This window comes from Velazquezella soli (assembly GCF_977018685.1).
On the sequence record NZ_CDRNXF010000002.1, the window covers coordinates 74,079 to 99,765 of the forward strand.

Genomic DNA, 25,687 nt, shown 5'->3' on the forward strand with positions numbered 1-25,687 from the left:
GGTCAGGCGCTCGATTTACTGGCGTGACCCGTCAGTTTTTCAGGCCGATATTGGCAAGGGGGATCTCGCTGTTGGTCGAGATATCCGGCTTCCAGTCGAGACGCTTACCGACGCGGGTGTAACCGATCATGTGGAACATCGGGATATCCAGCACGAGTTCGTCATGCGCTTTGTTAAAGATTGCCTTGAACTTCGTCGTACGGTCGTCGCCAGTTGCCGCGAGTGCGTCGGCGACTTGGGCGTCGAGCGCGGCATCCTTGACTGTCGAGTAGCTGCCTGCCGAGGTGTAGAAGATCGGGATCGTGAAGGCAGCATCGCCCTTGTTGTTGTCGTGCATCATCTGCAAAAGGTTTGGTCCGCGTCCTTCCGGGAACGGCTTTTGCAGATAGCGCAGCCAGTCGTTCACATCGAGCATGGTAAGCTTGACGTTGAGGCCGGCTTCTTGCCACATCGCCGCCATGGCTTCCATAGCTTCCGAGCCGTTCGGATAAATGCCATTGCGGCCGATGAGCTCTATTTCGGTCTCGACCGGCACGCCTGCTGCCTTCGCCTCTGCCACCAGTGCGGACGCCTGCGCCGCGTCGTAAGTCCAGGAAGCAAGCTTGTCGTCATGACCGTTAATGCCGGTCACCGCCATCTGAGAGGCGCGCTTGATGTCGTCTCCGAAGAGCTGCGCAAGTCCATCCCAGTCGATGGCAAGGTTCAACGCTTTGCGGACACGAACGTCATCGAGTGGCGCAAAGCCGGTGTCGATGCGCAAGGCAGTGGTTTCCGAGTTCAAATAGGCAAAATCAGTCTCCGGCGTGGTCGCATCCTGAATGGCGATCGAAGGCGTCAGATCCGCTTCTCCAGTCTCTACCATCGCAGCTCGGATCGATGATTCCTGACGCCACACGTAGCTTGCCTTGGTAAACGCGGGCTTCTTGCCCCAATAGCCGTCGAACGCGTCAAGAACCACAGTTTGGGGTGAGAAACTCGTCAGCTTGAATGGCCCCGTACCGACAGGATCATTGACCGCCTTGTCAGCCGGTGTTTTCGGCGAGACAACCATGACGACACTGAGCAGTGTCGGTAGGATCGGCTGCGGCTTGTCTGACTTGACCTCTATCGTCAGTTCGTCGGTTGCCGTGACGGTAAGCTTGGAATCGCCGAATTTTGCAATGTTGCTGCAAGTCACCTTGCCGCCGGTCATGCGTTCGATAGAGTATTTTACCGCGGCTGCATTGAACGCTTCACCGTCCTGAAACTTGACGCCTTCACGCAGCTTGAAACGCCAGGTGTTTGGATCGATCTGGCTCCACTCGGTCGCGAGTGCAGGAGTGGCTTGGCCGGTTGCCGCGTCGATCACAGTAAGCGGCTCTACAACGTTACGGCTTAGAATTTGGCCGACATTGGTGATGATCGTGCCACAAGGCTCAAGATTAGCAGGCTGCTCAGGCAGCACGATCTTGATCTCGTTCGTGTTCTGAGCACCGGCTTGGCCGGCCAGAACGGCGACGGCTACGGCGCTTGCCAGCATCAAATTGTATCTCATTGTCATTGCACTCCTCCCAAGTGAATAGTGACCATTCGATATGAATGCCCTTTAGGCATGTCGAACCATCATCGTTCTCAGGCCGACACGGCCTCGATAAGTCCTCTGAGAATTTCCTTTTCATCTCCGGTGAGATCGACCAATGGCGGCCGGACCGGACCCGGCGTGTATCCAACCAGATCCACGCCCGCCTTTATGATGGAAACCGGATATCCCGCTTTCCGATCTCGCAACTCCGCGAATGGAAAAAAGAATGTGTGAAGTATGCTCTCCATCGTCGCGCTGTCGTTGCTGCGCATCGCATTGTAGAAACGAATAGCAAGTTGCGGGACGAAATTGAAAACTGCCGACGAGTACGTCGTCACACCGACGCCGTTGAAGCCCTCGGCGAAGAGTTCATGTGTCGGCATTCCGCCGATATAGCAAAGTCGATCGCCGAGCTTTGCTGTGACATGGCGAACCAAGTCGACCCTACCTGTTCCGTCCTTAAAGCCGATGAGGTTCGGGCAAGCGTCCGCAAGCCTGGCAACCGTATCGGCGTTCGCCACGGAGTTTGCACGATTGTAAAGGATGACGCCGAGGTCCGTAGAGTCGCAGACGGCTTTCACATGGGCGAAGATGCCGTCCTGTGGAGCTTCGGTCAGATAATGGGGCAGCAGCAAAAGGCCGTCTGCGCCAACCTTTTCCACGATGCGCGCCGTCTCTATTGAGAGAGCAGTACCATAGCCGCAACCCGCGATAATTGGCACATCTCCTGAGACATCCTTGGCGGCTTCCGTAACGAGACCGACTTCTTGCGGAGTAAGAGAGAAGAATTCTCCTGTACCGCCAGCAGAGAAGAGAGCGGCCGCGCCAAAGCCAGACAACCATTCAACGTGACGCCGGTAGCTATTGAGGTTGAGCTTGTAGTCCGGATCGAAATGCGTAACGGGGAACGACAAAAGGCCAGAACCCACGCGGGCTTTCAGTTCATTAGGCGACAACAGACTTCCTCCTAGTAATGTACCGAGAGAAAGTCATATGACAACTAAAAATACAAGTCAACGCGTGTTGTCATATGTCCTAAGGGCGGCGAGCAGCTAATGCTCGATAGCGCTTTATGCCGGTCACGAGATGCTTCCGCATTGCGTCGCGTGCGAGCTCAGGATCGCGTGCTGCAATTGCATCGGCAATGCTCCTGTGCTCTTCCCAAATAGACTCGTCACGGCTGGGCAGAGGATCCAGCCCACCCATCACCTTCCGAAACTTTACGCGTGGGATCATTCGACGCCCGACATGCTCCAAAAACGTGCGAAAGCGCGCGTTGTTCGTGGCGCTGGCAACCGCGACATGGAATGCGAAGTCAGCCTCGTCCGTCGGCATGGAACTCGCCACAAGCGCGCCAAATCGCTCGACCTGGCTATGTATTTCTGCCTCCTGGGCAGGCGAACTGCGCGATGCAGCAAGGCCTGCGGCCTCTACTTCAATTCCGATACGTAATTCGAGTTCCTCGATTATGTCGGAAATCCTGTCGGTTTCTTCGGTAAAGAGACCCGCGATCGTGTCCACCTGTGAAAGGCCAGTGACGAAAACTCCCGACCCTTGTCGCGACTCGACAAGCCCGTCTGCCCGCAGTTCGGCGAGCGCCTCTCGTATAACCGTTCGGCTATGTCCGAACCTGGCGATCAGCGCCGCCTCCGTAGGCAGTTTGTCGCCGATTGCAAAGTATCCGTCGTCTATCTGAACTCTGATTGCATCGACGACGCCCGATGCAAGAGATCGGCGTATTCCGTGTTTTTGGACCCAGCCCATATCGATCCTTCGCATTACACCAGCGGCTAAACAAATAGCACAGGTCCAGCGCGAGCACGACTTGTTCTTATTTGTCATATCAGCTGAAGCGGACCTGACGATAACTGGACTATCACAACATCTCGGCCAAGATGTCATGCCCCGGGACCAACAAGCTCGACCTAGAATGCTGTGAAGCGTTCCCCATCTGCAAAATCTAGCAGGCCGTCGTCGAGAAGATGGCAAGGGCCGAAAGCGGTGCTTCCGCATCGCACCCGATATTGCATTCGCGCCTTCCTAATGGATCTTCCATATGTCGCAAAAGAGCCGGTGCTAGTGACGAGCTCCTGTTCTGCCTGACGCGGAGTTCGAAACAGATGACGACGCAAGTATCTTATGAGTGGTCTACGACAAGCAGCGACTGGATATCAGTGTTTGTGACCTTAAGGATAGGCCGTCGAGCCATCCGGTTTTTGTGTGATCTTGCGCTGCCAGTGGACGTAGTCGTCGGTTAGCAGAGCCTTTTCGTCGATCTCAATCCCCCATCCCGGCCGGTCGGGGCGAAGCTCCATATGGCCATCGACTGGCATGTATGGATCAAGCGCCCACGGCGCGTGGACATGTGGCTTGAACTCAAGAATCTGAAAATTCGGCTGGGCGGCGCAAAAATGGATATTAACTGCTGTCGCCAGCGGACCCATCGGGTTGTGGGGGGCGACCGTCACATAATGCGCTTCCGCAAGCGTCGCGATGCGGCGCATTTCCGAGACGCCGCCGACAACGCAGATGTCCGGCTGAATGATATCGGCCCCCTGAGCCGACAGAAGCGAGAGGAATTCGAAGCGGTTGTAGAGCGACTCGCCGGTGGCGAGCGGAACGTTGACCTTCGATTTCAATTCCCGCCATGCCGGGATGTGCTCGGGACGAATAGGCTCCTCGTAGAAGAGCGGGTCGTTCGGAGCAATCGCGGCCGCCAGTTGAACCGCCTTGTAGGGCTCAAAAATCTTGGCATGCGCGTCGAAGGCAAATTCGAAATGTGAAGGGGTAATTTCGCGGATTCGCCCGAACCAGTCGCCGGTTTCCTTGACCAGCTCCCCCCAGCGCCCGGCATGCAGATCGCGCCGGTACGGGCTCAGCTTGAACGCCGTGTAACCGTATTCCTCGTTGAGCTTGAGCGTCTGGTCAAGCGCATGCTCGGCATCCGGCGCCGTGTAGACGCCGCAGTAAACGCGCACCCGGTCACGGACGCTGCCGCCCAGCAGCATGTAGACAGGCAGGCCCGCAGCCTTGCCGGCGATATCCCACAATGCGTGATCAATTGCGGAAATCGCGGCAAGGCCCAAGGCTCCGGGAGGAAATCGGCATTGCTGGTTGAGTTTGAGGATGAGATATTCGACCCGGCGCGGATCCTCGCCTTCGATCTGGTGAAACAGGTAGTCGAGAAGCGGCGGCAGTGACCAGTCCGGGCCGTGATTGTAGCATTCGCCCCAGCCGCTGATGCCTTCGCTGGTCTCGATCTTGAGCAGCAGGCGGGGACGCTCGTCCACGCGCTGCATGTATGTCTTGATGCCGGTGATATGCACTGCTGATCCTCCCTTAGGCAGCTTTTGCGGAGCGAATGCTGTCCACAACCTCACCAAGGATTTTGCGCTCGGACGCGTTTAACTCGACCACACCAGGTATCCGCACGGGCCCGACATCCGTTCCAAGCATGCCTAGCGCTTCCTTGACGACGGTGACGTTGGCGCCGTTGTTGTATTTTGTTCGAAGCGACTCGAACGGGGCAATTCCATCGATCAGGCTGCGCGCCGTAGCATAATCGCCGGACTCGAGCGCCTTGTGGATGGCGTGCGAGCGCTCGGGAAAGACGTTGACGAGGCCCGAGGTGAAGCCGCGTGCGCCCATGGCGTAAAATGCCGGCGCCCAGCCTTCCGCCAGTCCGCAGACCCAAATTGCCGGGGCATCATAGGTGGCGCGGATAACCTCGGCCAACAGCATCAGATTGGGGGAGGCGAACTTGATGCCAGCAATGTTGGGGTGCAGCGCCAGTCGGCGGAAATCGTCCACAGAGAAACCGTCGCTGCGCACGTAGGCGATAACCGGGACCGTGCAGAAATCTGCCAGATCGAGAAAATAGGCTGCCTGGAAGGCCGGTCCTGCGAAAGGGTCCATGGGATGATGCCCCATGATCGCATCGGCGCCCTCGGCGATAGCGTCGCGCGCCAGCGCCTTCGCATCGGTTAGCGACCGGCCAACGGCCGCACTGACGAGTGCCATGCCGTCTGCAGCCTTGATCGTCGTACCGTGCACGAGACGGATCTCATCCATCGTCAGCGTGAAAAACTCGCCGGTATTGCCGGCCGCCATGAGATTGTGGACCTTTGCCGCGGCAAGTCCCTTAATCAGCCGATCGAGCTTCTCAACATCAATCGATCCGTCGCTTCCGTATGGCGTCACTGGAACGCCTGAGATCCCGGAAAGGGCACGTCTTACGGCCTGTAGTTTGTCAGTCACGCTCACTATCCTTCTGATTTCCGAATACGATCGACAGGTAGGTTTCGCCCGAACGTACGACGTGGTCGCGCATAGAGCGCTCCGCCATGTCCGCATCTCCGGCAACGATCGCGTCGGCGATGGCCACATGCTCCTCAAGCGCTTTCTGGCGCTCCGCCGGATCGAGGTGAATAACGCGACGGATGCTGGCGTCGTAAAATTGCTGACGTTCGATCAACTTAGCCAGATAGCTGCACCGCGAGCTTCTATGGATGAGATCGTGGAAGGCTTCATTGAGCGCAATCAGACTATCGGCGTCACCCGAAGTGGTTGCCTCGCGCATCAGGTTGGCGGTTGCCACCAGTTCCGAACCATCCTTCCTGTCGATCCGCTTCGCAGCCAGACGGGCGATCATCGATTCCAGCGCAGCGCGCGCAAGGATCATCTCCTCCGCCCAGCTGCTCGCAAACCGGATGATCACACCGCGCCGCGGCAGGGCCTCGACCAGCCCTTCCGTTTCCAGCTGACGAAGGGCTTCCTTGATCGGCGTCGTGCTTACGCCGAACTGCTCGGCGAGGCTGCGCTCGTTAACTTTTTCGCCGGTAGCGAAACGCCCTGACAGGATGGCTGCACGCATCGTCCGATGAACATGATCCCGCACGGTCACATTAAAGCTTGCGTCAATTTTCTCAAATCCAGCTCCACTCGCTGGCGTGCCCAAGCTGCTGATCATTTTCCAAATTCCGTTGACGCGCTGTCGTTAATATGAGATCTGGTATATCAGATTTGTTATTCCTGTCGATAGCAAATTTTGGACAACCAGGTTGAGGAGCCTTGGGAGAAGAACATGCCGAAGCTAAATTTCGTTGCCATCGCGAGTGCTGCGGTCCTCGCATACAGCTCCGCCCCCGTATTCGCAAAAACACCGCCGGATCAATTGGTCATCGCCATCATGATGACGACGATGCGCGGCCTCGATCCTCACGAGATCAACCAGCTCGAAGCAGCCGAGGTCGTCGCTAATCTTTACGATCGGCTTATCGAGCTGCCTGCCGATAATGTCACAGTGCCAAAACCCTCACTTGCCGAGAGCTGGACGGTGTCTGAGGATGGGAGGACATTCACTTTCAAAATCCGTCAAGGCGTGAGGTTTCATTCTGGCAATCCCCTCACTGCAAAGGACGTGGAGTGGTCTCTGCACCGGCTTGTAAATCTCGGGCTCGCACCTTCTACCGACCTTCGCCAATGGGGGTTCTCGGCCAAAAATGTCGATACTCTGATCCGAGCGACGGATGATCATACACTTGTACTGCAGACACCCGAAGTCTGGAACCCGAACCTCATTCTCTACTCCCTGGCCAGCTTCTCGACGTCGATCGTTGACAGCGCCTTTCTGGCGAGCCGGGAGAAAAACGGCGACTGGGCGCGCAATTATCTTCAGACCAGAGACGCGGGATCCGGGCCGTATTCCCTGACGACCTGGCGCTCCAATCAGCTTCTGATCGCCGATGCAGTCCCGGAATACTGGAAGGGCGTGCCCGCGATGCGGCGCGTGTTCATGAGCCATATTCCGGAATCGTCGGCCCAGCGGCTGCAGATCGATGCCGGCGACGTTGACGTCGCGACGCGGTTGTCTTCAACGGACCTTTTAGGGCTCGAGGCCGATGGCAAGGTCTCCGTCCAGAAGGTACCCGGTTTCGGCTTCTACTATCTAGCACTGAACCAAAAAGATGAAATCCTCTCAAAGCCCAACGTTCGCGAGGCTTTCCGCTATCTTATCGACTACGACGGGCTCAGCAGCACCGTGATGAAATATTACGGCACCAAACAGCAGTCGATCATTCCGGCTGGCCTCCCGGGCGCACGGAGCGACAACCCGTACAAGTTAGACATCGACAAAGCGAAACAGCTAATTGCTGAAGCGGGTTATCCTGATGGATTTTCGAAAGTCTATTTCGCACAACCCGGCACCCCGGAATCAGAAGTCGGCATCTCGTTGCAAAACAATGCCGCCAAGGCCGGCATTAAACTCGATTTGCAGATCGGCGACCAGATCGGCAAGTTCCGCTCCCGTCAGTTCGAGCTGTTCTCTTCACGTACTGGTGATCGCCTTCCAGATCCGCATGCAGTTCTTCAGTCATATGCCACGAACGCCGACAATTCCGATGCAGCTAAGCTTGCCGGGCTGGTTGCCTGGCGCACGGCCTGGGATGTCCCCAAGGATATACAGGATTTGGTGATGGCGGCCGCTCACGAGATCGATCCGGAGAAACGCGAGGAACTGTATGGACGGATCAACGAAGCCTATATGCGCGCCTCGCCCGCTCTGGTCACGTCGTTCCAGCGTACCGATCCCAAAGCCGTCCGCACGGAAGTGAAAGGCTATGTTGGGCATCCGACTTGGCTGACACGCTGGGACACCGTTTCAAAAAGCGAATGACGTGCGAACCAAGGATAGTGCCATGAGTATTTCCCAAACCGCAGCCCCTCCCGTTCCAAGCCATTCGTTTCTCAAGGCAGCACGGAAAGTCGCCGCCTCGGCGGTCGTGATCATGACGACAATGCTCGGTCTGCTGGTCATCACATTCGTCGTCGGACGCATGGTCCCTGCCGATCCTGTTATCGCCGCGATCGGCGATCAGGCGGACCAAGCGACATATGACCGCGTCTACAAGGAGATGGGCCTAGACCGGTCAATCTACGTGCAGTTCGCAAATTACCTCGGCAATGCCGTGCAGCTTGATTTCGGTCAGTCGAATATCACTAAGCAGCCCGTGGTCAACGATCTTGCGCGGGTGTTTCCCGCCACGCTGGAACTTGCGACCCTTGCGACACTGATCGGCGCCGGTCTCGGCGTCCCCCTCGGCGTGATCGCCGCGGTCCGCAAGGGTACGTGGGTGGACCATATCGCCCGTGTCGTCGGCCTGCTCGGATACTCGACGCCGATCTTCTGGCTCGGCACGATTGTCATCCTGCTGTTTTACGCGCACCTCGGCGTGATCCCGCCCGGCGGCCGGATCTATGTCTACAACGAGGGGATCGTCGAAGCGCGGACAAATTCCGTGCTCGTCGACAGCCTGCTGGGCGGACACTGGGATGTCTTCTGGAGTGCGTTGCACCACCTTATCGCGCCGGCTCTGATCCTCGGGTATGCGGCAATGGCCTATCTCAGCCGCATGACACGCAGCTTCATGCTGGAACAGCTTCACCAGGAATACATCCTCACCGCCCGCGCCAAAGGCCTTGGCAAACGACCGATCATCTGGCGGCACGCGTTCCGCAACATCCGGGTACAGCTCCTTACCGTCGTTGCCCTCGCCTATTGCGGCCTGCTCGACGGCACCGTGCTGATTGAGACAGTGTTCGCATGGCCAGGGCTTGGACAATACCTCACCTCCGCCCTGTTCTTCGCTGACATGAATGCGGTGCTCGGAAGTGTTTTCCTGATCGGTTTGATCTCGATTGCCATCAACTTCCTGTCCGACATCGCCTATCGCTTTATTGATCCGAGGACCCGGTGATCCCATGACAAAATCAGGCACGTTCTCAGACATTCACACCTGGCTGATCAGTGAGGAATTCACTTCCACGCGCCAGGCACGCTTGCACAGCATCTATATCGCTTGGCTCAGCCTGGTCGCCAATCCGCTTGCTCTGGCAGGTTTCGTTGTCATAGTCTTCCTGGTCGTCATGGCGTCCCTGGCGCCTGTCATCCCGCTTCAGGATCCCATCGCCCAGGACTTCATGAAGGCACTGCAGTCTCCGTCTGCCGCGCACTGGTTTGGCACCGACGAATTCGGGCGCGATGTTTTCGCGCGGCTGGTTTATGGCGGTCGTACGACGCTTTACATCGCCATTCTCGTCACCATCATTGTCGGCCCGATCGGCTTCGTGATCGGTGCGACTGCTGGTTATCTCGGCGGTTGGGTCGATGTCGTTTTGATGCGCATCACCGACATCTTCCTGTCGTTCCCAAGTCTTGTCCTCGCGTTGGCATTCTCCGCAGCACTGGGACCTGGTATTGAGAATGCAGTGATCGCCATTGCATTGACGGTGTGGCCGCCGATTGCCCGTCTTACCCGCGCCGAAACACTGACATTTCGCCAAGCGGACTTCGTCGTTGCGGCAGAACTGCAGGGCGCTGGTATGGGTCGCATCCTGCTGCGTCATATCGTGCCGCTCTGCGCACCGTCGGTGATCGTACGCCTGACGCTCAACATGTCGAGCATCATCCTCACCGCCGCCGGCCTCGGCTTTCTCGGGCTCGGCGCGCAGCCACCGCTGCCAGAATGGGGCTCGATGGCTGCATCCGGCCGGCAGTACCTGCTGGATGCCTGGTGGCTAACGACTGTTCCGGGGATCGCCATCCTCGTCGTCAGCCTTGCCTTCAACCTGCTCGGTGACGGGCTGCGTGACATCATGGATCCCCGCAATGCATGAATCGAAAGACACCATCCTGACGGTCGACAACATGTCGGTCGAATTTCCATCGCTGTCAGGTGCAGTCCGAGCTGTACAGCATGTCTCTTTCACCGTTGGTCGCGAGAAGATCGGCATCATCGGAGAATCCGGATCAGGCAAGAGCACGACCGGGCGCGCCATCATGCGACTGCAGCCACCGAATGCCGCGGTCAAGGCGGATCGGATGCGATTTGAAGACATCGATCTGCTCAGCGCCACGGAAGAGGAGATGCAGTCGATCCGCGGTCGACGCATCGCCATGATCCTTCAGGATCCTAAATATTCACTCAATCCGGTCATGAGCATCGGCGAGCAGATATCCGAAACGGTGATCCTGCATGAGCGAGCCTCTAAGAAGGAAGCCCGCGACCGCACTCTCACCATGCTGGAAAGAGTGCAGATACGCGATCCGCAGCGTGTGTTCGATCTCTACCCGCACGAAGTCTCTGGCGGCATGGGACAGCGCATTATGATCTCCATGATGCTGATCGCCTCCCCCTCGCTGATCATCGCGGATGAGCCGACTTCGGCGCTGGACGTCACTGTCCGCCAGCAGGTGCTTTCGATCCTTGATGAACTCGTGACGGAGAGAAACATAGGTCTGATTTTCATTTCGCATGACCTCAATCTCGTTCGCAGTTTCTGCGACAGGGTCATCATCATGTATGCGGGTCGCGTTGTGGAAACGATCGCCGCCGCGGACCTTCATCAGGCCACGCACCCTTATACGCGCGGTCTTCTCAACGCCCTGCCGAGTCTTGACCATCCCCGCGACAGGCTGGAAGTGCTTCGTCGCGACCCCGCCTGGCTGGAGAACTGATATGCTCATGATCAAGATCGATCACCTCGCCGTTTCCTATGGCAGCGGTGAAACCTTCGTACAGGTCGTCCAGGACGTTTCCTTCGAGGTCGCGAAAGGCGAGGCTTTTGGACTGGTCGGCGAGAGCGGCTGCGGGAAATCCACGGTGCTTGGTGCGCTCGCCGGGCGCAACAAGCAATGGACGGGGACCCTTCAAATCGATGGCGAAACGATCACACAGAAGCGTAGCCGTGGGCAGCTTGCCAAACAACAACTGGTTTTCCAGGATCCATTCGGTTCGATCCACCCACGACACACGATCGGTCGCACCTTGCTCGAGCCGCTGGAAATCCATGGCAAGGACCAGCGCCACGAACGCATCGAGAAAGTCCTGACTGATGTCGGCCTGCCGCTTAACTTCCGCTATCGTTATCCGCACCAGCTATCAGGAGGGCAACGTCAGCGCGTCGCGATTGCCCGCGCCTTGATCCTCGAGCCTCGGATCCTGCTTCTCGACGAGCCGACCTCCGCGCTCGACGTCTCGATCCAGGCGGAAATCCTCAACTTGCTCAAGGATCTGAGGGAGCGTGAAAACCTCACCTATATCCTGGTCAGCCACGACCTCGCAGTCGTCGCACATCTGTGCGACCGGGTTGCGGTGATGCAAAGCGGCGGTTTTGTCGAGATCGCTACAAGGCAGCAGTTGCTGGAAAACAAGGTGCAGCACGTTTACACCCGTACGCTTATGGATGGCAGCCGTGGCTATGTCGCCGAACCCAGAAAGCGAGACCTCGCTACTGGTTCCTACGCTGGCCCCGTTGGCGTACCCGGCGTCACCGCCTGATTGTCAAAGCCCCGAATACAGCATAACCTAGTGGAGGTGAGACCGAGAGCATAAACCGTCGATAATTTCAAAATTACTAAGCAAGAAGCTGATCCGCTAACAGCTACCGTGACATGATTAACCACATAGTTATCCTAATGAGATGACTATAAGAATAAGTGGCGCTGTGGCCATCAACAGAGCGACCAGGCAAGCGATAGCCATCTTCGCTCGGTAGGCTTTGCGAACCTTCGCACCGTCCCATTCATATGACATTGATGAGTCCCTCGAATCGTTGCCATGTTTGAACAGCTAAGGCCAGGCAAGTCGAGAGGTAGGGGACCGATAGCTTGAGGCTGACGCTAATGAGTACGGTCCCGGACCATTGCCGGTAGGTGCTTCATTGATGCGAAGAGATGCGCAATGAATGCTGTAGGAGAGCCGATGTTGCGGCGGCGCGACCGGCTCTCCGGAACTACCCCCGTCCCTCGGAAGGCAGTTGATGCTTACTAAGCATTCGGTTGCAACGTGAGCAACTGTCGATAATTGATGACGAAAAGTGAGGCCCGGAGCCTGTGGAAGGGACTACCGACGCCGAGCCTCTACCGTGGATGCATTGAGGGGAACGCCACGGTGAGAGAACCGTACCGGGCGCGGGCTTACTATGCCATAGGCTAGATTTAGCTCCGGCACAGGGTCTAGCGCGCACCCGAGAGTGCAGTCCGCTACGCTAGACCTCCGGCCGCCAGCCCAGATGAAATCCGATGGCGAGCGTAGGATAGCCGAAGCGCCGGCAAAGCCAATCGGCTTTTTCCTCACCAGTGACTCATGAAGACCGCAGCGACATAAAGCACTGCAGCGACGGCTGCGGCGATCGCGAAAAGCGGAGACAGGTTCCGCATCTGATTCTCCTGTCCATGGATCAAAGCTCTGAACGGAGCCCCGTTCCGAGAACGACCCTCCACAATAAAGTACGCACCTTGAATCGCCGAGAGCAAAACGGAGTAGTGATCCCATATGTCATCGAACCGGCACGAGTAGGTCGGTTTCTGATCGTTTGACGTTTAATATTGGGTTCGTCGCAAAGGGGCGACGCTCTGGTTTCATGAGCTGGTAGCTACCGCCCTATAATATAAACCGCTTGGAGTTGGCCAAAAAAACCGGACAGAAGGCTCACTCGCTGTCGCGGAAGACAGGCTTAAGTAGACGTCGTTCTACCTCTGTCGCCGAAACCTGATTCTAACCTGAGCACTGGTTTGCCGCATTGGCAGGAAAGCCCTTATATCGAGCTGATCGACTCTGGGATTGACCCGTCGGCTTGCTTCAAGTTGCCTTCGAACCGGGTCATTGAGCCTGAAGAGCAGGTTGCGATCTGCTAATTAAGTCGCAGTTACGCGCACAACTGTCGAAGGACGAGACAGCCACGTACGAAGGGACGCCCGCAGGCGGAACTTTGGCATGCCTGCGGACGTCAAAGAGCGGGCATACGGGAAACGGAAGTTTAATCGATGAGCCTTAAGTCTGATGCAAACGGAGATTTTTCAATAATGACGACGAGTTGCCAAGGCTGCCGCGACGGCGCAGCGTTCGAACTACCGTTCTCGATGGCATTCCAGCCGATCGTCGACATCGCAACAGGCACGATTTTCGCCCACGAAGCGCTTGTTCGCGGTCTAAACGGAGAAGGTGCCGGGTCAGTTCTATCGCAGGTGCAGGCCGACAACCGCTATGCGTTCGATCAGCAGTGCCGGGTCAAGGCGATCGAACTTGCCGCGCAGCTCTACGACCCCGCTGACGACGTGAAGCTGTCGATCAACTTCATGCCGAACGCCGTCTACGAACCGCGGGCGTGTATCCGCCTGACGCTTGCCACGGCCATGAAGACGGGTTTTCCGCTTGATCGCATCATCTTCGAGTTCACTGAGAACGAGGAGTTGGATACCAAGCACGTCCTTCACATCCTGCGGACATACCGGGATATGGGCTTTAAAACTGCGATCGACGACTTCGGTTCAGGCCACTCCGGTCTTGGCCTCCTCAGTCATTTCCAGCCCGATATCGTCAAGCTGGATATGGACATGATCAGAGGGATCGACACCGATCCGGTCCGGCGCACCATCGTCAAGCACACGTTGCGGATGCTCGAAGAACTTAACATCGTGCCGCTCTGCGAAGGCGTCGAAACCGTCGGCGAAATGTCGGCCCTGCGGGATTTGGGCGTGTCCCTCATCCAGGGCTACCTGCTCGCCAAGCCAAGCTTCGAACACCTCGCCATCCCGGCTTCCGCGAAGGCGATGCTTTCTGCTGCGGCCTAACGGTCGGGCGACAACGAAAAGCGCACTGGTTTCCGGGTGCATTAATGCCTCGACGGTCACGGCCTTGATGTCATGACCATCACGCAGCAGCGTCTGGTGGTTTTCGAGATTACGCAAGGTGCCGCGCGATTTCAACGAAGATGCTCGAGACGTGCATGCGTACAATCACGCCATCGCCTAAACACAGAAAGAAAGTGGAGCTGCTGTGTGCACACCTCATGCGCATCCTACGGATGGCCCTTTTGAGACTTCGACGACCGCTCGCTTCCCGAGACGAGTTCCTCCTTGCAGCAACCGCCCCAAACTTCAGGTGGCTGGTCAAACGCAAGCCACGCCACGGCGTCGTTGCCACTTGAGAGCGGCAAAAATCGATATCTCTTGCATTGCCGCGTGGCGGACCTGCAAACCCGCTCTCCCAAAAGCAGAAAGGGAGGATAAGTAGACCTTCCAGCGAGTTTTTCACGAAATTGGCGCCAAGCTGCCGAAGCGATCTGCGTCTTACGCCTCGAGCGGATACGAACCTACGGCCCGCCCTACCAAAACTCCCGCCACGGGAGTTTATTGCCAGTCTTCTGCAGTGCATATTCGTCTATCGGAGCGGCTCGTCGCCTTTGCCATTGCTGGGCTTTAAGGATTGAGCAGCTACAGTGAGCCTTCAGCCTCTTGAACTCGTCGCACCAACGCTTTATCTAGCGCACTAGATTACTAGGTCGGATACTATGTCGAAGTCTCATAGCGTTGGTATGCAGCTTTCATTTGCGCTCTACGGAGCTGCGAACCGCATGGCGCGAATGCACAAGCCGTTCCTAGAACCGCTCGGCCTGACATTCCCGCAGTATCTAGTGATGCTTGAATTGCTGAATGGGTCACCTTTATCCGTAGGAACGCTTGGTACACGTCTCGACATGGACACAGGTACCATTACACCACTTATCAAACGGCTCGAAGCTGGTGGGTTCGTGACCCGGACTCGTGACCCGGAAGATGAACGACGCGTGCTCGTTGGACTGACAGCGCGTGCTGAGAGCATCCGGGATGAAATCTGGGGCATCGGCCAGAAAATCAAAAGTGCCTGCAAGCTTGATGAGCAGGGATTGATCGACCTTCGCGACACACTGACTGATCTCAGTCGACCGCGGCGGGAGTAGAGCAATGACAAAACAGAAAATTACGATCGATTCTCTAGTGCGCTATATTATAGCTGGCTAGTAAAATCAGTTCCATCTGTGAACTACCAACCAATTATCGAAGCCGCCGCATAATGAAGGAAGGATCCATGACTACGAACCCCGCACGATCCCAGCCAGAACATACAGTCGACGAGACGCTTTCGTTCAGGGAAACGACCCGCATGAGGCGCTCGATCCGCGGCTTTCTCGACAAGCCCGTTCCGGAGAGCGTCATTCGCGAAGTGCTACAGGACGGGCAATACGCGCCCTCTAACTGCAACACACAGCCCTGGAATACGCACGTGGTTCTGGGTGACAAACTCAAGCAGCTTTCAACGCTCCTGCATGCCAAGAACGATGCAGGCAAGTTCACTCCGGACTTCACATTCGACCAGAACGACTTCTATGGCGAATATCGCAAGCGTAACGACGCGCTCGGCAAAGCCTATTACGAAGCGATGAGTATCATGCGAGAGGACAAGGAGGGCCGGCGGCGCGTGGGTGGGATGAACTATTCGTTCTTCAATGCTCCGCAGGCCGCGTTCCTGTTCATGCCCTCGTTCGGTGACAATGTCCGGGTCGCAGGAGACATGGGCATGTATGGGCAAACCCTCCTTCTGTCGCTTGCGGCGCGGGGTCTCGGTGGAATTCCACAGACCGCGCTCGGGTTCTTCGCCGGAACGATCCGCGAGTTCCTCGGCATCCCCGAAGAGCTGAAGATGCTGTTCGGGATCTCGTTCGGTTACGTGGATGAGGCAGCGCCTGGCAACCGCATCTACATGGACCGGGTTCCGGTGGACACGAGCGTGACCTTCCACGCCTGAACCGCACAAGGCGTGGCGGCCCGCTTTCCAACTCCCTCACCACCTCAGGCACGTCGGCCATATGGCCCGGTCATACGGTCTTTCGCGTCTCCGGCGGCGACCGTTCATCGAAAGGAATCATTCATGAGAATCGGCATTCTAGGCACAGGCCATATCGGCAAGACATTGGTCCGGAAACTCAGTGCTGCTGGTCACGAGGTCAAGGTCGCCAATTCGCGCGGCCCCCACACGATTGATGAAGGCATTCTCGTCAACGGCGTCCGCGCGGTGACGTCCGCCGAAGCGGTGGTCGGTGTCGACGTCGTTATCCTGTCGACCCCGCTGGGGGCAATTCCACAGATCTCGCCCTTGCTGGCCGACGTGCCAGCAGACACGGTCGTGATCGACACGTCCAACTACTACCCCGGACGCGACGGCATAATCGCGGCGATCGAAGCCGGGCAGACCGAGAGCGAATGGGTCGCAGCACAGCTTGGCCGTCCCATCGCCAAGGCCTGGAACGCCATCACCTCCGCGTCCTTTGCGGAGAAAGGCACACCTGCCGGAACAACTGGACGGATAGCCATTCCCGTTGCCGCCGACGGTGACCGCGAACGCGAGGTCGCAATGACTCTCGTCGACGCCACAGGCCTCGACGCGGTTCATTCAGGACCGCTCAGTGAATCATGGCGGCAGCAACCCGGCGCGCCAAGCTATTGCACGGACCTGACCCGCGAGGAATTGCCCGCGGCATTGGCGGCCACGGATCGCTTCCGTTTGCCGAAGCGCCGTGAGCTTGCGATCGCAGCGATAATGGAACGCGTCGGCGACAGCACCACCAATCCCGACTCGGACTACGCGGTGCGCCTGACCCGCGTCCTGTTCATGTGAGGTCATCATCCGCCCGCCCGACACCGTGGCTTCACGGCCAATCAGCACCTCAATGACTGGAGAGCATCAGTGACCACCGATACCACTACCCCGCTAGTCTTCCTCATGGGCACGACGGGCCAGACGGGGCGACTTATCCTGGAAGATTTCGACAAGAAGCCTGAAGGCGTGCGCATTCGTATTGGCGTGCGCAAAGAGGCTGACCTTCAACGACTGCATGCCGAAGGTCGCGATGCCGTTCTTTTCGATCTCGACGACCCGCGAACCTTCGGCCCAGCGCTGTGCGGCGTAGACCGCATGAACATTCTCACAGGCTACACCATCGCCATGACCCGTCAGACCAAGACCGTGGTCGACGCGGCGAAGAAGGCGGGCGTAAAGCACATCGTCAATCAAGGGGTCTTTGCGGCGGACGACGCGACAGACTCAAAGTTCTGTTGGTTCGCGCTTGTCGAAGCCTACATTGAGGCCAGTGGTATTGCATGGACGCACCTGCATCCTAACGTATTTCTTGAAAGCTTTCTTAGTGTGTCCCGACCCATCGGCGGCACTTTTTCCACCTTCTGGGGCGAGAACCGCGTCGGTTACGTCGCGCTTCATGATCTCGCCGCTGTAACCGCGAAGGTCCTTCGCGACGGTCCTGAACGTCACGGCTCAAAGGACTACTATCTCAGCACTGAAACCATGACGAGCCCGGAACTGGCCGCGGCGCTCAGTGAGGTGCTCGAGCGTGAGATCCGGTACAATTCGTTGGATGCGTCGGACATGGAAGCCCATTTCAAGAAAGGCACGATTGAGGTCGAAGACTGGTACGCCCGCAGCTCGCTCGATCTCCTGACGCAGTTCGCCGACGGAAGGATGGGCTACATGGGAACTGTCAAGGACGACGTCCCATACCTGCTGGGACGACCCGCGATCAGCGTCCGCAAGTGGGCTGAGATGCACAAAACCCAATTGCTGTCATTTGTGGATCAGCCGCAGGCGTGACGCATCCCCGAACGTATGTTTCCTCGCTACTCGTGATCCATTGAAAGTACCGACAATGAAAACACTTCTCGAAAAATACGATCTGAGTGGTCGTGAACTTCGCAATCATTTCGTCATGGCACCGATGACCCGTGCCCGTCGCCCGGACAACATCCCGGATGACGAGACCGCTGTCTACTACCGCCAGCGGGCAAGTGCTGGCCTAATTGTCAGCGAAGGGCTGCCCGTATCACCGGAAGCCCGGGGATATATCGCTGTTCCCGGTATCTGGACCGACGAGCATGTTGCGGGATGGACGATCGTGACGGATGCCGTGCACGAGGCGGGCGGGACGATGTTCGCTCAGTTGTGGCATGTCGGTCGCATCTCCCACACCTCACTTCAGCCGAACGGGCAGTCACCTGTGAGTTCGTCCGCCAAACCGATTGTAAATCCTAAGTTCCAGGCCTTCATCTACAAGGAGGATGGCTCCGAAGGCCGCGTGGAGCCATCCGCGCCGCGCGCGCTGGAGACCAACGAGGTCGCACGAGTGACGTCCGACTTCAGGCACGCAGCCCGCAACGCTTCGTCCGCCGGCTTCGACGGGGTCGAGCTCCATGCGGCCAACAACTACCTTTTTGAACAGTTTCTCAACCCAGCCATGAACGATCGTACCGACCGATATGGCGGCTCCGTCGAAAACCGAGCCCGCTTCGCTCTGGAGACTATTGACGCAGTCGTCGAAGAACTCGGAGCAGATCGGGTTGGCATCCGCCTGTCGCCGCACAATCAGGACGGTACCGCGCAGGATGGCTGGGTCGAGGAAACCTACAATTACCTCGCCGACGAAATGGCAAAGCGCCGGATCGCCTACATCCACCTCAACAATAGTAGGATCGGCGGCAAGCCATCCCTCGACGATGCGTTCCTGAAATCCTTCGGGGCACACTTCCCCGGAACCATCATCCTGGCAGGTGCGATGACTTTCGAACGAGGCGAGCAACTCGTGGAATCCGGGCTCATCGACCTGCCTGCGTTCGGGCAGCCGTTCATCGCAAACCCGGACCTTGTGGAGCGCTATCGTGACGACGTCGTCGTTGCGAAGCCTGACCGCGACACGTTCTATGGCGGTGGCAGCAAGGGCTACACGGATTATCCTCGTGCCGTGCATGAAGACGTCTAATTTCGGATAAGTCAGACTACCCTCCATCCCGTATCTTTCGCACAAGAAACAGAAAGCCTGGCTTATGTCGGCCGTTGCCACACCTCTCGATGTTAACTCACAAAGCCCGACGGCCAGTGATAAGCTGACCCCAGAATCCAGGATCGCGATCAGCGTACTGTTTGCCTCAACCTTCACGGTCATCCTCAACGAGATGCTGATGGGTGTGGCTCTGCCGACCGTGATGGCGGACCTTGGGATCACCGCTTCGACCGGGCAGTGGCTCACGACCGCCTATATGCTGACGATGGCCGTGGTCATCCCAGCGACGGGGTTTCTCACCGAACGGTTCCGCATGCGAACGGTCTACACGCTCGCGATGTCCTTGTTCACGTTAGGCACGATGGTCGCAATCGCCGCACCTGGATTCGAAGTCCTGCTGATCGGCCGTATCATTTAGGCGGTCGGCACGGCGATCGCCACACCTCTGGCGTTTACCGCGGTCACCGCCTTGGTGCCTCCGTCGAGGGCCGGCCGCATGATGGCACTGCTGACGGTATCCGTATCGACTGCTCCGGCATTCGGCCCGGCAATGGCGGGGGCCATTTTGTCAGTGGCCGGGTGGCGCTGGCTATTCGTGTTCATCCTGCCAGTTGCCGTGATCGCCCTCGTTGTCGGCAACATGATGATCCGTGTGCCGAGCACGCCGCGCAAGACCGAGGTCGACGGCCTGTCAGTACTCCTCTCGGCCATCGGCTTCGCCAGCCTTGTCTACGGACTGGCCTCATTTGGCGAGGCTTCCGAAGATCATACGATCATATCGCCATGGACGGCGCTGTGTATCGGTATAGTAGTCGTTGCCGTTTTCGTCGCTCGGCAGATGTCGCTGCAGAAAACCGATCGAGCACTACTCGACATGCGTCCGTTCGCAGTGCGAAGCTTTGCTGTCCCTGCCTTGCTTGCAGTGTTCTTCATGACAGCGGCGACAGGAATGATGACGCTGATGCCAGTAATCCTCCAGGCATCCTACGGGCTCACCCCGCTCCAGACTGGCCTGTTCATGCTGCCGGGCGGATTGACTATCACCGTGATTTCCGTCGTCGTCGGACGTTACTACGACCGCCTCGGGGCGCGTCCGCTTTTGGTGGCGGGTGCCATCATCGATGGCGCTGGCCTGTGGTTCCTGTCGACGCTCGCGCCCGGCACCCCTATCTGGCTTCTGCTTGCCACCTACATGTTCATCATCGTCGGACAGGCATTCCTGTGGACCCCGACATACGCGGCCTCGCTTGGCGCGCTCGGCAAGCACCTTCTACCCCACGGTAGCGCCATCATGAACACGATCCAGCAGCTTTCCGGAGCTGCTGGTATCGCAATCGCCTTTTCGATCATGATAGCGACCACTGCGGCTCTCACGTCCACCGGGGAAGCTGTGCAGCCCGCTATGGCGCAGGGTGCGCAGCAATCGCATCTGGCGGGCTTTGCGATGGTGGCGCTGGGTCTCGTCGTTGCCTTGTTGATGCCAAAGACTAGGGCGACCAAGAGTGGACCGGTTCAGGTTCATTAGGCCCTTTCGATCCATCTGACTGATCTCATAGCCCTGGAGTAACCATGCCTCTCACCGATATCCTGTTTTAACCTTTTCGTCTGAAGTCGCTCGATCTTCCCAACCGTATCGTCATGGCCCCTATGACGCGAACGTTTGCGCCTGAAGGTATCCCCGGGGCCGCAAACGCCGCCTATTACCGCCGTCGAGCCGAAGGCGGTGTCGGCCTCATCCTGTCCGAGGGAACCGTCGTGAACCGCCCGTCATCGCGCAACGAGCCGGGAATTCCGTTTTTCCACGGGGAGCAGGCTTTGGCGGGTTGGAAGACGGTAATTGACGAGGTGCATCAGGCTGGCGGCTTCATGGGGCCGCAGCTCTGGCACACAGGATCGACTGCCGGGATTAGCGGATGGCAGCCCGAGACCTCGGTCGAAAGCCCATCTGGCCTGTTGGCACCTGACCAGCCACGTGGTGTCGAAATGTCGGACGAGGCGATCGCCGACACGATCGCGGCATTTGCCCAAGCGGCCGCAGATGCCAAGCGGCTGGGTTTCGACACAATCGAAATCCATGGAGCACACGGTTATCTCATCGACGAATTTTTCTGGAGCGGCACGAACAAGCGCGACGATCGATGGGGTGGCTCTTCGATCGGGGAGCGCTCTCGCTTTGCAGCAGAAGTCGTTCGCGCCACCCGGGCGGCGGTTGGCGTAGACTTCCCGATCATTCTTCGGGTCAGCCAGTGGAAGCAGCAGGACTATTCGGTTCGTCTGGTAGACACGCCGGACCTGATGTCCAAGTGGCTGCAGCCGCTGATCGATGCAGGCGTCGATATCCTGCATTGCTCGCAGAGGCGTTTCTGGGAACCCGAGTTCCCGGAACTCGACGGTGAAAACGGTCTCAACTTCGCGGGCTGGGCAAAGAAGCTGACAGGCGCCGCCACTATCAGCGTGGGCTCGGTTGGTCTATCTGGTGAATTCCTCAAAGCCTTTGCAGGCGAGAGCTCGACCAGCGTTGGGATCGATACGCTCTTGGCGCGCATGGAGCGAAAAGAGTTTGACCTCATCGCGGTCGGGCGTGCTCTGATCAGCAATCCGGATTGGGCCAACAAGGTGCGCGAAGGCGACACCGGCAGCCTCAAGGGATTTAGCGCAGGCGAACTCGGTGAACTGGTCTGAGACCATGAGGCGGGTGATACGAGCGGCAGGCCCAAGTCCGGCCGCGTCAGCGCGTTAGCGGAGGCTCAAAGTTGCGGACCCAATGAAGGTCCGTCCCAAGAGTACGATCAGATACCTGAGCCGGAAAGCATCGCGCTTTGTTTACCCGGCCCAAACAGACGATAGCATTGGAGACCTGGTATCGCTCGCCACATGGTCGTTGGAATGCATCTGGGCAAGCTGCTGCTGATGGCTTCCGGTTGGCTCCGATGTCTACAAGGAAAGGCTGGACGCCTTCGTGACCGACTTCGTTCCGGTCTTTCAAACGCGTGTGCTCTTCTATTACGATTGCGCCGGAATTGCACTGCGCGATTATCGTTGCGCCTGCCCAGTACAAGCCTGATCCCCTCATCCCACTGTAACGGAAGAACGCCGGCAGAGGCGGTAAGCCGTCCTATGCAACGAATATAGGCTCCTCCAGACGGAATATGCCTTTCAGGACGTTTTGCTACGAGTATATCGCGCTCTTGATAGGAATCGATTCTAAAACCTGTTGGTCACATACCATAGGCCCATGGAATAGACCTATCTCATAGGCTAACGCCTATTTCTCGAACGCTTTTTAAGAGCCAGATCTGAGTGCCAATGGCACTGAGTTCCAAACAATCGTTCAGGAGGCTCGACGGCTCTGCCCATGGTGTCAACAGTAAAACAACCTCACGTCGACTTGAGGTCAGCCACCTTGCGGCGCCCGCGTACCAGCAAGCCAACAAGCAGAAGTACGGCCACCAGGACAACGGCTCCGGCGGCAATGCCGATGCGGGCGAGCGTCACGATGTTAGAACGCGGTCCGCCGTCGCGGACCACTTGAACATCTTCCGGGTTCACGGTCAGCTTGATGTTGCCGTAATCCCTGAGGATGTAGTTCGCGAGCGAGGCCACTTGAACGTTGTCAAGCGACACCACGGCATTGGCCTGGTCGCCAAAAGGCGGCATGAACACATGGCCGTCCTGCGTGTGACGATCGACGCCATTAAGGATCGCGGAAATCAGGTTAACGCTGTTGTCGCCCGCGGTCGCCGCATTGTGGAATAGGCTCGGATAATAACCGTCAGTCGTGCCCTGGGCATTGAACCCGTGGCAGGATGCGCAATTGGCGGTAAAGATCTGCGCGCCGGAATGGTCGCCCTTTATGCCGGCCGCGAAACCCTTCCCACGGAAGCCCGAAAGGTTGTTGTCTGCCTCACCCCGGTCGAAGCGCGTCATGCTCGACACCGCGGTCGGGTCGGAGGAAGGCACGCTGCGCACATAGGTAGCGATAGCGTTGAGATCGGCTTCGGTCAGGTGCTGGAATGAATAGCTGATCGCCTCCGCCATGCTGCCAGCCGCTTGCGCCCGGTGATCCAGCCGGCCAGTCTTGAGGTAGGTGACGAGATCCTCCTGGCTCCAGCTGCCGATACCATGCACCTTATCATTGGTGATGTCGGGCGCGTACCACGCTCCGACTTGGCCACCGGACAGGTGACGGCTTTTCTGTTCCTGCATCAACGCGCCGCGCGGCGTGTGACAGGTACTGCAATGGGCGGCCCCCTCGGCCAGATACCGACCGCGGTTCCATTCCGCCGACTGCTTGGGATCGTCGGCCAGCGGTCCACTCGGACGGAACAGCATGTTCCAGCCCATCATCGACGCGCGGATGTTCATTGGGAAAGGTAGGCTGGTGTCAGGGGCCTTTTCATCGACCGGCTCAACGCCTTGCATGAAATAGGCGTAAAGCGCATGGATGTCGTCGTCGCTCATCACCGCATAAGAGACATAAGGCATGGCCGGGTAGAGGTTGGCGCCGTCGGCGCGGACGCCCTTTCGCACCGCATCCGCAAACTCAGGCTCGCTGTAGTTGCCAATGCCGAACGCTTTCGACGGGGTGATATTGGTCGACACGATGGTGCCGACCGGCGATGCCATGGCGAGCCCGCCGGCCATTGGCTTGCCGCCGGCATGGTTGGTGTGACAGGCAACGCAGTCGGAGGCGGTTGCAAGGTAACGGCCCTTGTCGATCAGCCCCTTGGAATATTCCTGTGCCGACACCACGGCAGGCATAAGGGTTGGCGCGAGCGCCAGCGGCGCGATTACGGCGAGCGACTGGATGAATTTCATGATCATGCGCCTCGCATCTGGCTGACGATGGCATCGCCGGCCTTGATGGCGAGTGCTACCATGGTGATGGTGCTGTTGCCGCAGGCGGTGGAGGCCATGGCGCCGCCGCCCGGGATAAACAGGTTTTCGTGGTCATGGGCGCGGCAGTCGGCATCGACCACCGAGGTTGCGGCATCGTTGCCCATGATCGTGCCGCCCATGATGTGCTTGCTCTGGTTGAATTTGGGGCTGATCTTCACGTCGATGGCGCCCATGGCCTCGGCAATGCGCTTGGCGATCGGCAACGAATAGACTTCGGCGGAGCGGCGGGTGTAGTCGCCGACATCGTAGTAAATCGACGGTTTCGGCAGGCCCAGCCAGTCGGTCTTCTCGGACAGCGTCAGGCGATTGTTGGCGTCGGGCAACACTTCGTGCGCCGCGACGATATCAGCGGTGCAGGCGGTCATGCGGCGGATTTCCGCGTCTAGTGCCTTTCCGACCAAGCCCTTCTTCAACGCCGCGAAGGTAACAAAGCGGTTGCGGGCGAAGTTGTTGTATCGGAAATAGGCGCCGGCATGCTGTGATCGGAAATCGCCCTGCGAGGTTTCCATGATGCCCGAATTGACGACCGGGCCGACGCCGGACCAGAACGGTTCCTTGGTGGTTACCGTCAGCGTCAGCTGCGGGTGGTCCATCATGTTGCGGCCAACCTGGTCGGAAGAGTTGGCAACGCCGTTCGGGTTGCGGTCGTTCTTCGACATCAACAGCAGTTTAGGATTTTCCAGCCCGTTGCAGGCAAGCACAAACAGCTTGCCGCTGATCCGGTGGCTCTGTTTGTGTTGGTCAAAATAACTGACAGCCTCGATCTTGTTCTGGGCGTTGGTCTCGACCTGGTAGACGACAGAATCGACCAGAATCGTCGCACCCTTCTTTTCGAGGCGGTTCAGGGCCGTCTCGGCGTCGTATTTCGCGGCAACCGGACAGACCGGGACACAGTTATTGTTGGCACAACAGGCGGGACGGCCGTCGTAAGGCATGCCGCTGTTGCGCGTCTGGGCCACCGGTATGTTGTTGTATCCCAGTGTCTTGGCGATTTCAGTGAAGCGGACTTCGCCAGGCGAAAACGGTAACTCGGGCATCGGATATGGAGCAGAGCGCCGCGCCGGCCATTGCTGAGCCGGATCGGCCGGACCACAGATGCCGAGCTTGTTCTCGGTGCGCACGTAATACGGCTCGAGTGTGTCGTAGTCGAAGGCCCAGTCGCGGCCGACGCCGTAAAGCGAGTTCAGCCGCATGTCTTCGGGCGTCATGCGCCAAGAGGTGCCGGCCCAGTGCCACGTCGAGCCGCCGGCATAGCGGATGAAGGTCTGTCCGTAGCTGTCTGGACCCCTGAGCTGCAGATAGGCGTCTTCCGGCTTCTCGGCGCCAGTCGGATGCGGTGCCCAGGGGCGAGGCGGATAGGCGACCGAGGTGTCGCCCTTTACTGACAGTGGCGCATTGCGCCAGTTCTCTACGACTTCCGCCCGCGTCACACGGGGCCCGGCCTCGATCATCAGAACGGAATGGCCTGCATCGAGCAGCTGTTCGGCGATCACGACGCCGACGACGCCCGTTCCGACAATCACGACATCGGCACTTGTCTTGGCAACCATGTAAATGACT

The 25,687-nt window shown here is 58.2% G+C and carries 20 protein-coding genes and 2 pseudogenes; 14 read left to right on the forward strand and 8 right to left on the reverse strand.

Annotated elements, in window-relative coordinates:
- Positions 1 to 31 precede the first annotated feature (31 nt).
- From AC0JZ8_RS02130 to AC0JZ8_RS02155, 6 genes are all read right to left on the reverse strand, one after another.
- Positions 32 to 1,540 carry an ABC transporter substrate-binding protein gene (locus AC0JZ8_RS02130; RefSeq protein ID WP_471891564.1) on the reverse strand — a complete coding sequence of 503 codons (1,509 nt, stop codon included), beginning with the start codon at positions 1,538 to 1,540 and terminating at the stop codon, positions 32 to 34.
- A 71-nt stretch (positions 1,541 to 1,611) separates the two neighbouring features.
- Positions 1,612 to 2,517, reverse strand: coding sequence for a 5-dehydro-4-deoxyglucarate dehydratase (gene kdgD / locus AC0JZ8_RS02135; protein ID WP_471891565.1), 906 nt, complete (start codon positions 2,515 to 2,517; stop codon positions 1,612 to 1,614).
- 79 nt (positions 2,518 to 2,596) lie between these two features.
- Entirely contained in the window at positions 2,597 to 3,325 is a 729-nt protein-coding gene (locus AC0JZ8_RS02140; RefSeq protein ID WP_471891566.1) for a FadR/GntR family transcriptional regulator, read from the reverse strand.
- Between the two features lie 422 nt (positions 3,326 to 3,747).
- On the reverse strand, positions 3,748 to 4,887 hold the full coding sequence (locus tag AC0JZ8_RS02145) for a mandelate racemase/muconate lactonizing enzyme family protein (RefSeq protein ID WP_471891567.1): 1,140 nt from the start codon (positions 4,885 to 4,887) through the stop codon (positions 3,748 to 3,750).
- Positions 4,888 to 4,900: 13 nt separating this feature from the next.
- Positions 4,901 to 5,818 carry a dihydrodipicolinate synthase family protein gene (locus AC0JZ8_RS02150; RefSeq protein ID WP_471891568.1) on the reverse strand — a complete coding sequence of 306 codons (918 nt, stop codon included), beginning with the start codon at positions 5,816 to 5,818 and terminating at the stop codon, positions 4,901 to 4,903.
- Positions 5,811 to 6,434 carry a GntR family transcriptional regulator gene (locus AC0JZ8_RS02155; RefSeq protein ID WP_471891569.1) on the reverse strand — a complete coding sequence of 208 codons (624 nt, stop codon included), beginning with the start codon at positions 6,432 to 6,434 and terminating at the stop codon, positions 5,811 to 5,813. The genes AC0JZ8_RS02150 and AC0JZ8_RS02155 overlap by 8 nt, the downstream gene beginning before the upstream one ends.
- Before the next feature lie 210 nt (positions 6,435 to 6,644).
- Between AC0JZ8_RS02155 and AC0JZ8_RS02160 the strand changes: the two genes are divergently transcribed.
- The 14 genes and pseudogenes from AC0JZ8_RS02160 to AC0JZ8_RS02225 all read left to right on the forward strand — a co-directional run bounded on the left by AC0JZ8_RS02160 (position 6,645) and on the right by AC0JZ8_RS02225 (position 21,910).
- Complete coding sequence (locus tag AC0JZ8_RS02160; RefSeq protein WP_471891570.1) at positions 6,645 to 8,237, forward strand: ABC transporter substrate-binding protein; 1,593 nt, start codon at positions 6,645 to 6,647, stop codon at positions 8,235 to 8,237.
- A 22-nt stretch (positions 8,238 to 8,259) separates the two neighbouring features.
- Positions 8,260 to 9,318, forward strand: a complete 1,059-nt coding sequence (locus AC0JZ8_RS02165) for an ABC transporter permease (protein WP_062577322.1) — start codon at positions 8,260 to 8,262, stop codon at positions 9,316 to 9,318.
- Between the two features lie 4 nt (positions 9,319 to 9,322).
- Positions 9,323 to 10,237 (forward strand): ABC transporter permease, encoded by a 915-nt coding sequence (locus AC0JZ8_RS02170; protein ID WP_062577320.1) that lies wholly within the window; start codon positions 9,323 to 9,325, stop codon positions 10,235 to 10,237.
- On the forward strand, positions 10,230 to 11,078 hold the full coding sequence (locus AC0JZ8_RS02175; protein WP_062577318.1) for an ABC transporter ATP-binding protein: 849 nt from the start codon (positions 10,230 to 10,232) through the stop codon (positions 11,076 to 11,078). The genes AC0JZ8_RS02170 and AC0JZ8_RS02175 overlap by 8 nt, the downstream gene beginning before the upstream one ends.
- A 1-nt stretch (position 11,079) precedes the next feature.
- Positions 11,080 to 11,901 carry an ABC transporter ATP-binding protein gene (locus tag AC0JZ8_RS02180; RefSeq protein WP_471891571.1) on the forward strand — a complete coding sequence of 274 codons (822 nt, stop codon included), beginning with the start codon at positions 11,080 to 11,082 and terminating at the stop codon, positions 11,899 to 11,901.
- A gap of 1,526 nt (positions 11,902 to 13,427) precedes the next feature.
- On the forward strand, positions 13,428 to 14,195 hold the full coding sequence (locus tag AC0JZ8_RS02185; protein ID WP_471891572.1) for an EAL domain-containing protein: 768 nt from the start codon (positions 13,428 to 13,430) through the stop codon (positions 14,193 to 14,195).
- Positions 14,196 to 14,307: 112 nt separating this feature from the next.
- Positions 14,308 to 14,551, forward strand: a pseudogene (locus tag AC0JZ8_RS02190) (IS5/IS1182 family transposase); the annotation flags it as partial.
- Positions 14,552 to 14,914: 363 nt separating this feature from the next.
- Complete coding sequence (locus AC0JZ8_RS02195) at positions 14,915 to 15,343, forward strand: MarR family winged helix-turn-helix transcriptional regulator (protein ID WP_471891573.1); 429 nt, start codon at positions 14,915 to 14,917, stop codon at positions 15,341 to 15,343.
- A 128-nt stretch (positions 15,344 to 15,471) separates the two neighbouring features.
- The gene (locus tag AC0JZ8_RS02200) at positions 15,472 to 16,188 is read left to right on the forward strand and encodes a nitroreductase (RefSeq protein WP_471891574.1); all 717 of its coding nucleotides are present in this window, start codon (positions 15,472 to 15,474) and stop codon (positions 16,186 to 16,188) included.
- 123 nt (positions 16,189 to 16,311) lie between these two features.
- Positions 16,312 to 17,058, forward strand: a complete 747-nt coding sequence (locus AC0JZ8_RS02205; protein ID WP_471891575.1) for an NADPH-dependent F420 reductase — start codon at positions 16,312 to 16,314, stop codon at positions 17,056 to 17,058.
- Positions 17,059 to 17,127: 69 nt separating this feature from the next.
- Positions 17,128 to 18,045, forward strand: coding sequence for an NmrA family NAD(P)-binding protein (locus AC0JZ8_RS02210; protein ID WP_471891576.1), 918 nt, complete (start codon positions 17,128 to 17,130; stop codon positions 18,043 to 18,045).
- Positions 18,046 to 18,100: 55 nt separating this feature from the next.
- Positions 18,101 to 19,207, forward strand: coding sequence for an alkene reductase (locus AC0JZ8_RS02215; RefSeq protein WP_471891577.1), 1,107 nt, complete (start codon positions 18,101 to 18,103; stop codon positions 19,205 to 19,207).
- A gap of 64 nt (positions 19,208 to 19,271) precedes the next feature.
- Positions 19,272 to 20,753, forward strand: a pseudogene (locus AC0JZ8_RS02220) (DHA2 family efflux MFS transporter permease subunit).
- An 80-nt stretch (positions 20,754 to 20,833) separates the two neighbouring features.
- The gene (locus AC0JZ8_RS02225; RefSeq protein WP_471891762.1) at positions 20,834 to 21,910 is read left to right on the forward strand and encodes an NADH:flavin oxidoreductase; all 1,077 of its coding nucleotides are present in this window, start codon (positions 20,834 to 20,836) and stop codon (positions 21,908 to 21,910) included.
- Between the two features lie 696 nt (positions 21,911 to 22,606).
- Here the strand turns inward: AC0JZ8_RS02225 and AC0JZ8_RS02230 are convergent.
- Positions 22,607 to 24,046: a c-type cytochrome gene (locus tag AC0JZ8_RS02230; RefSeq protein ID WP_471891578.1), complete on the reverse strand. Its 1,440-nt coding sequence runs from the start codon at positions 24,044 to 24,046 to the stop codon at positions 22,607 to 22,609.
- 2 nt (positions 24,047 to 24,048) lie between these two features.
- On the reverse strand, positions 24,049 to 25,677 hold the full coding sequence (locus tag AC0JZ8_RS02235) for a GMC family oxidoreductase (protein ID WP_471891579.1): 1,629 nt from the start codon (positions 25,675 to 25,677) through the stop codon (positions 24,049 to 24,051).
- Between the last annotated feature and the right edge of the window lie 10 nt (positions 25,678 to 25,687).

Coding starts and splice junctions, on each gene's coding strand:
- AC0JZ8_RS02160 (WP_471891570.1), top strand. CDS start 6,645: ATGCCGAAGCTAAATTTCGTTGCCATCGCGAGTGCTGCGGTCCTCGCA.
- AC0JZ8_RS02230 (WP_471891578.1), bottom strand. CDS start 24,046: ATGAAATTCATCCAGTCGCTCGCCGTAATCGCGCCGCTGGCGCTCGCG.
- AC0JZ8_RS02170 (WP_062577320.1), top strand. CDS start 9,323: ATGACAAAATCAGGCACGTTCTCAGACATTCACACCTGGCTGATCAGT.
- AC0JZ8_RS02165 (WP_062577322.1), top strand. CDS start 8,260: ATGAGTATTTCCCAAACCGCAGCCCCTCCCGTTCCAAGCCATTCGTTT.
- AC0JZ8_RS02185 (WP_471891572.1), top strand. CDS start 13,428: ATGACGACGAGTTGCCAAGGCTGCCGCGACGGCGCAGCGTTCGAACTA.
- AC0JZ8_RS02155 (WP_471891569.1), bottom strand. CDS start 6,434: ATGCGTGCAGCCATCCTGTCAGGGCGTTTCGCTACCGGCGAAAAAGTT.
- AC0JZ8_RS02180 (WP_471891571.1), top strand. CDS start 11,080: ATGCTCATGATCAAGATCGATCACCTCGCCGTTTCCTATGGCAGCGGT.
- AC0JZ8_RS02130 (WP_471891564.1), bottom strand. CDS start 1,540: ATGACAATGAGATACAATTTGATGCTGGCAAGCGCCGTAGCCGTCGCC.
- AC0JZ8_RS02140 (WP_471891566.1), bottom strand. CDS start 3,325: ATGGGCTGGGTCCAAAAACACGGAATACGCCGATCTCTTGCATCGGGC.
- AC0JZ8_RS02195 (WP_471891573.1), top strand. CDS start 14,915: ATGTCGAAGTCTCATAGCGTTGGTATGCAGCTTTCATTTGCGCTCTAC.
- AC0JZ8_RS02205 (WP_471891575.1), top strand. CDS start 16,312: ATGAGAATCGGCATTCTAGGCACAGGCCATATCGGCAAGACATTGGTC.
- AC0JZ8_RS02175 (WP_062577318.1), top strand. CDS start 10,230: ATGCATGAATCGAAAGACACCATCCTGACGGTCGACAACATGTCGGTC.
- AC0JZ8_RS02200 (WP_471891574.1), top strand. CDS start 15,472: ATGACTACGAACCCCGCACGATCCCAGCCAGAACATACAGTCGACGAG.
- AC0JZ8_RS02215 (WP_471891577.1), top strand. CDS start 18,101: ATGAAAACACTTCTCGAAAAATACGATCTGAGTGGTCGTGAACTTCGC.
- AC0JZ8_RS02235 (WP_471891579.1), bottom strand. CDS start 25,677: ATGGTTGCCAAGACAAGTGCCGATGTCGTGATTGTCGGAACGGGCGTC.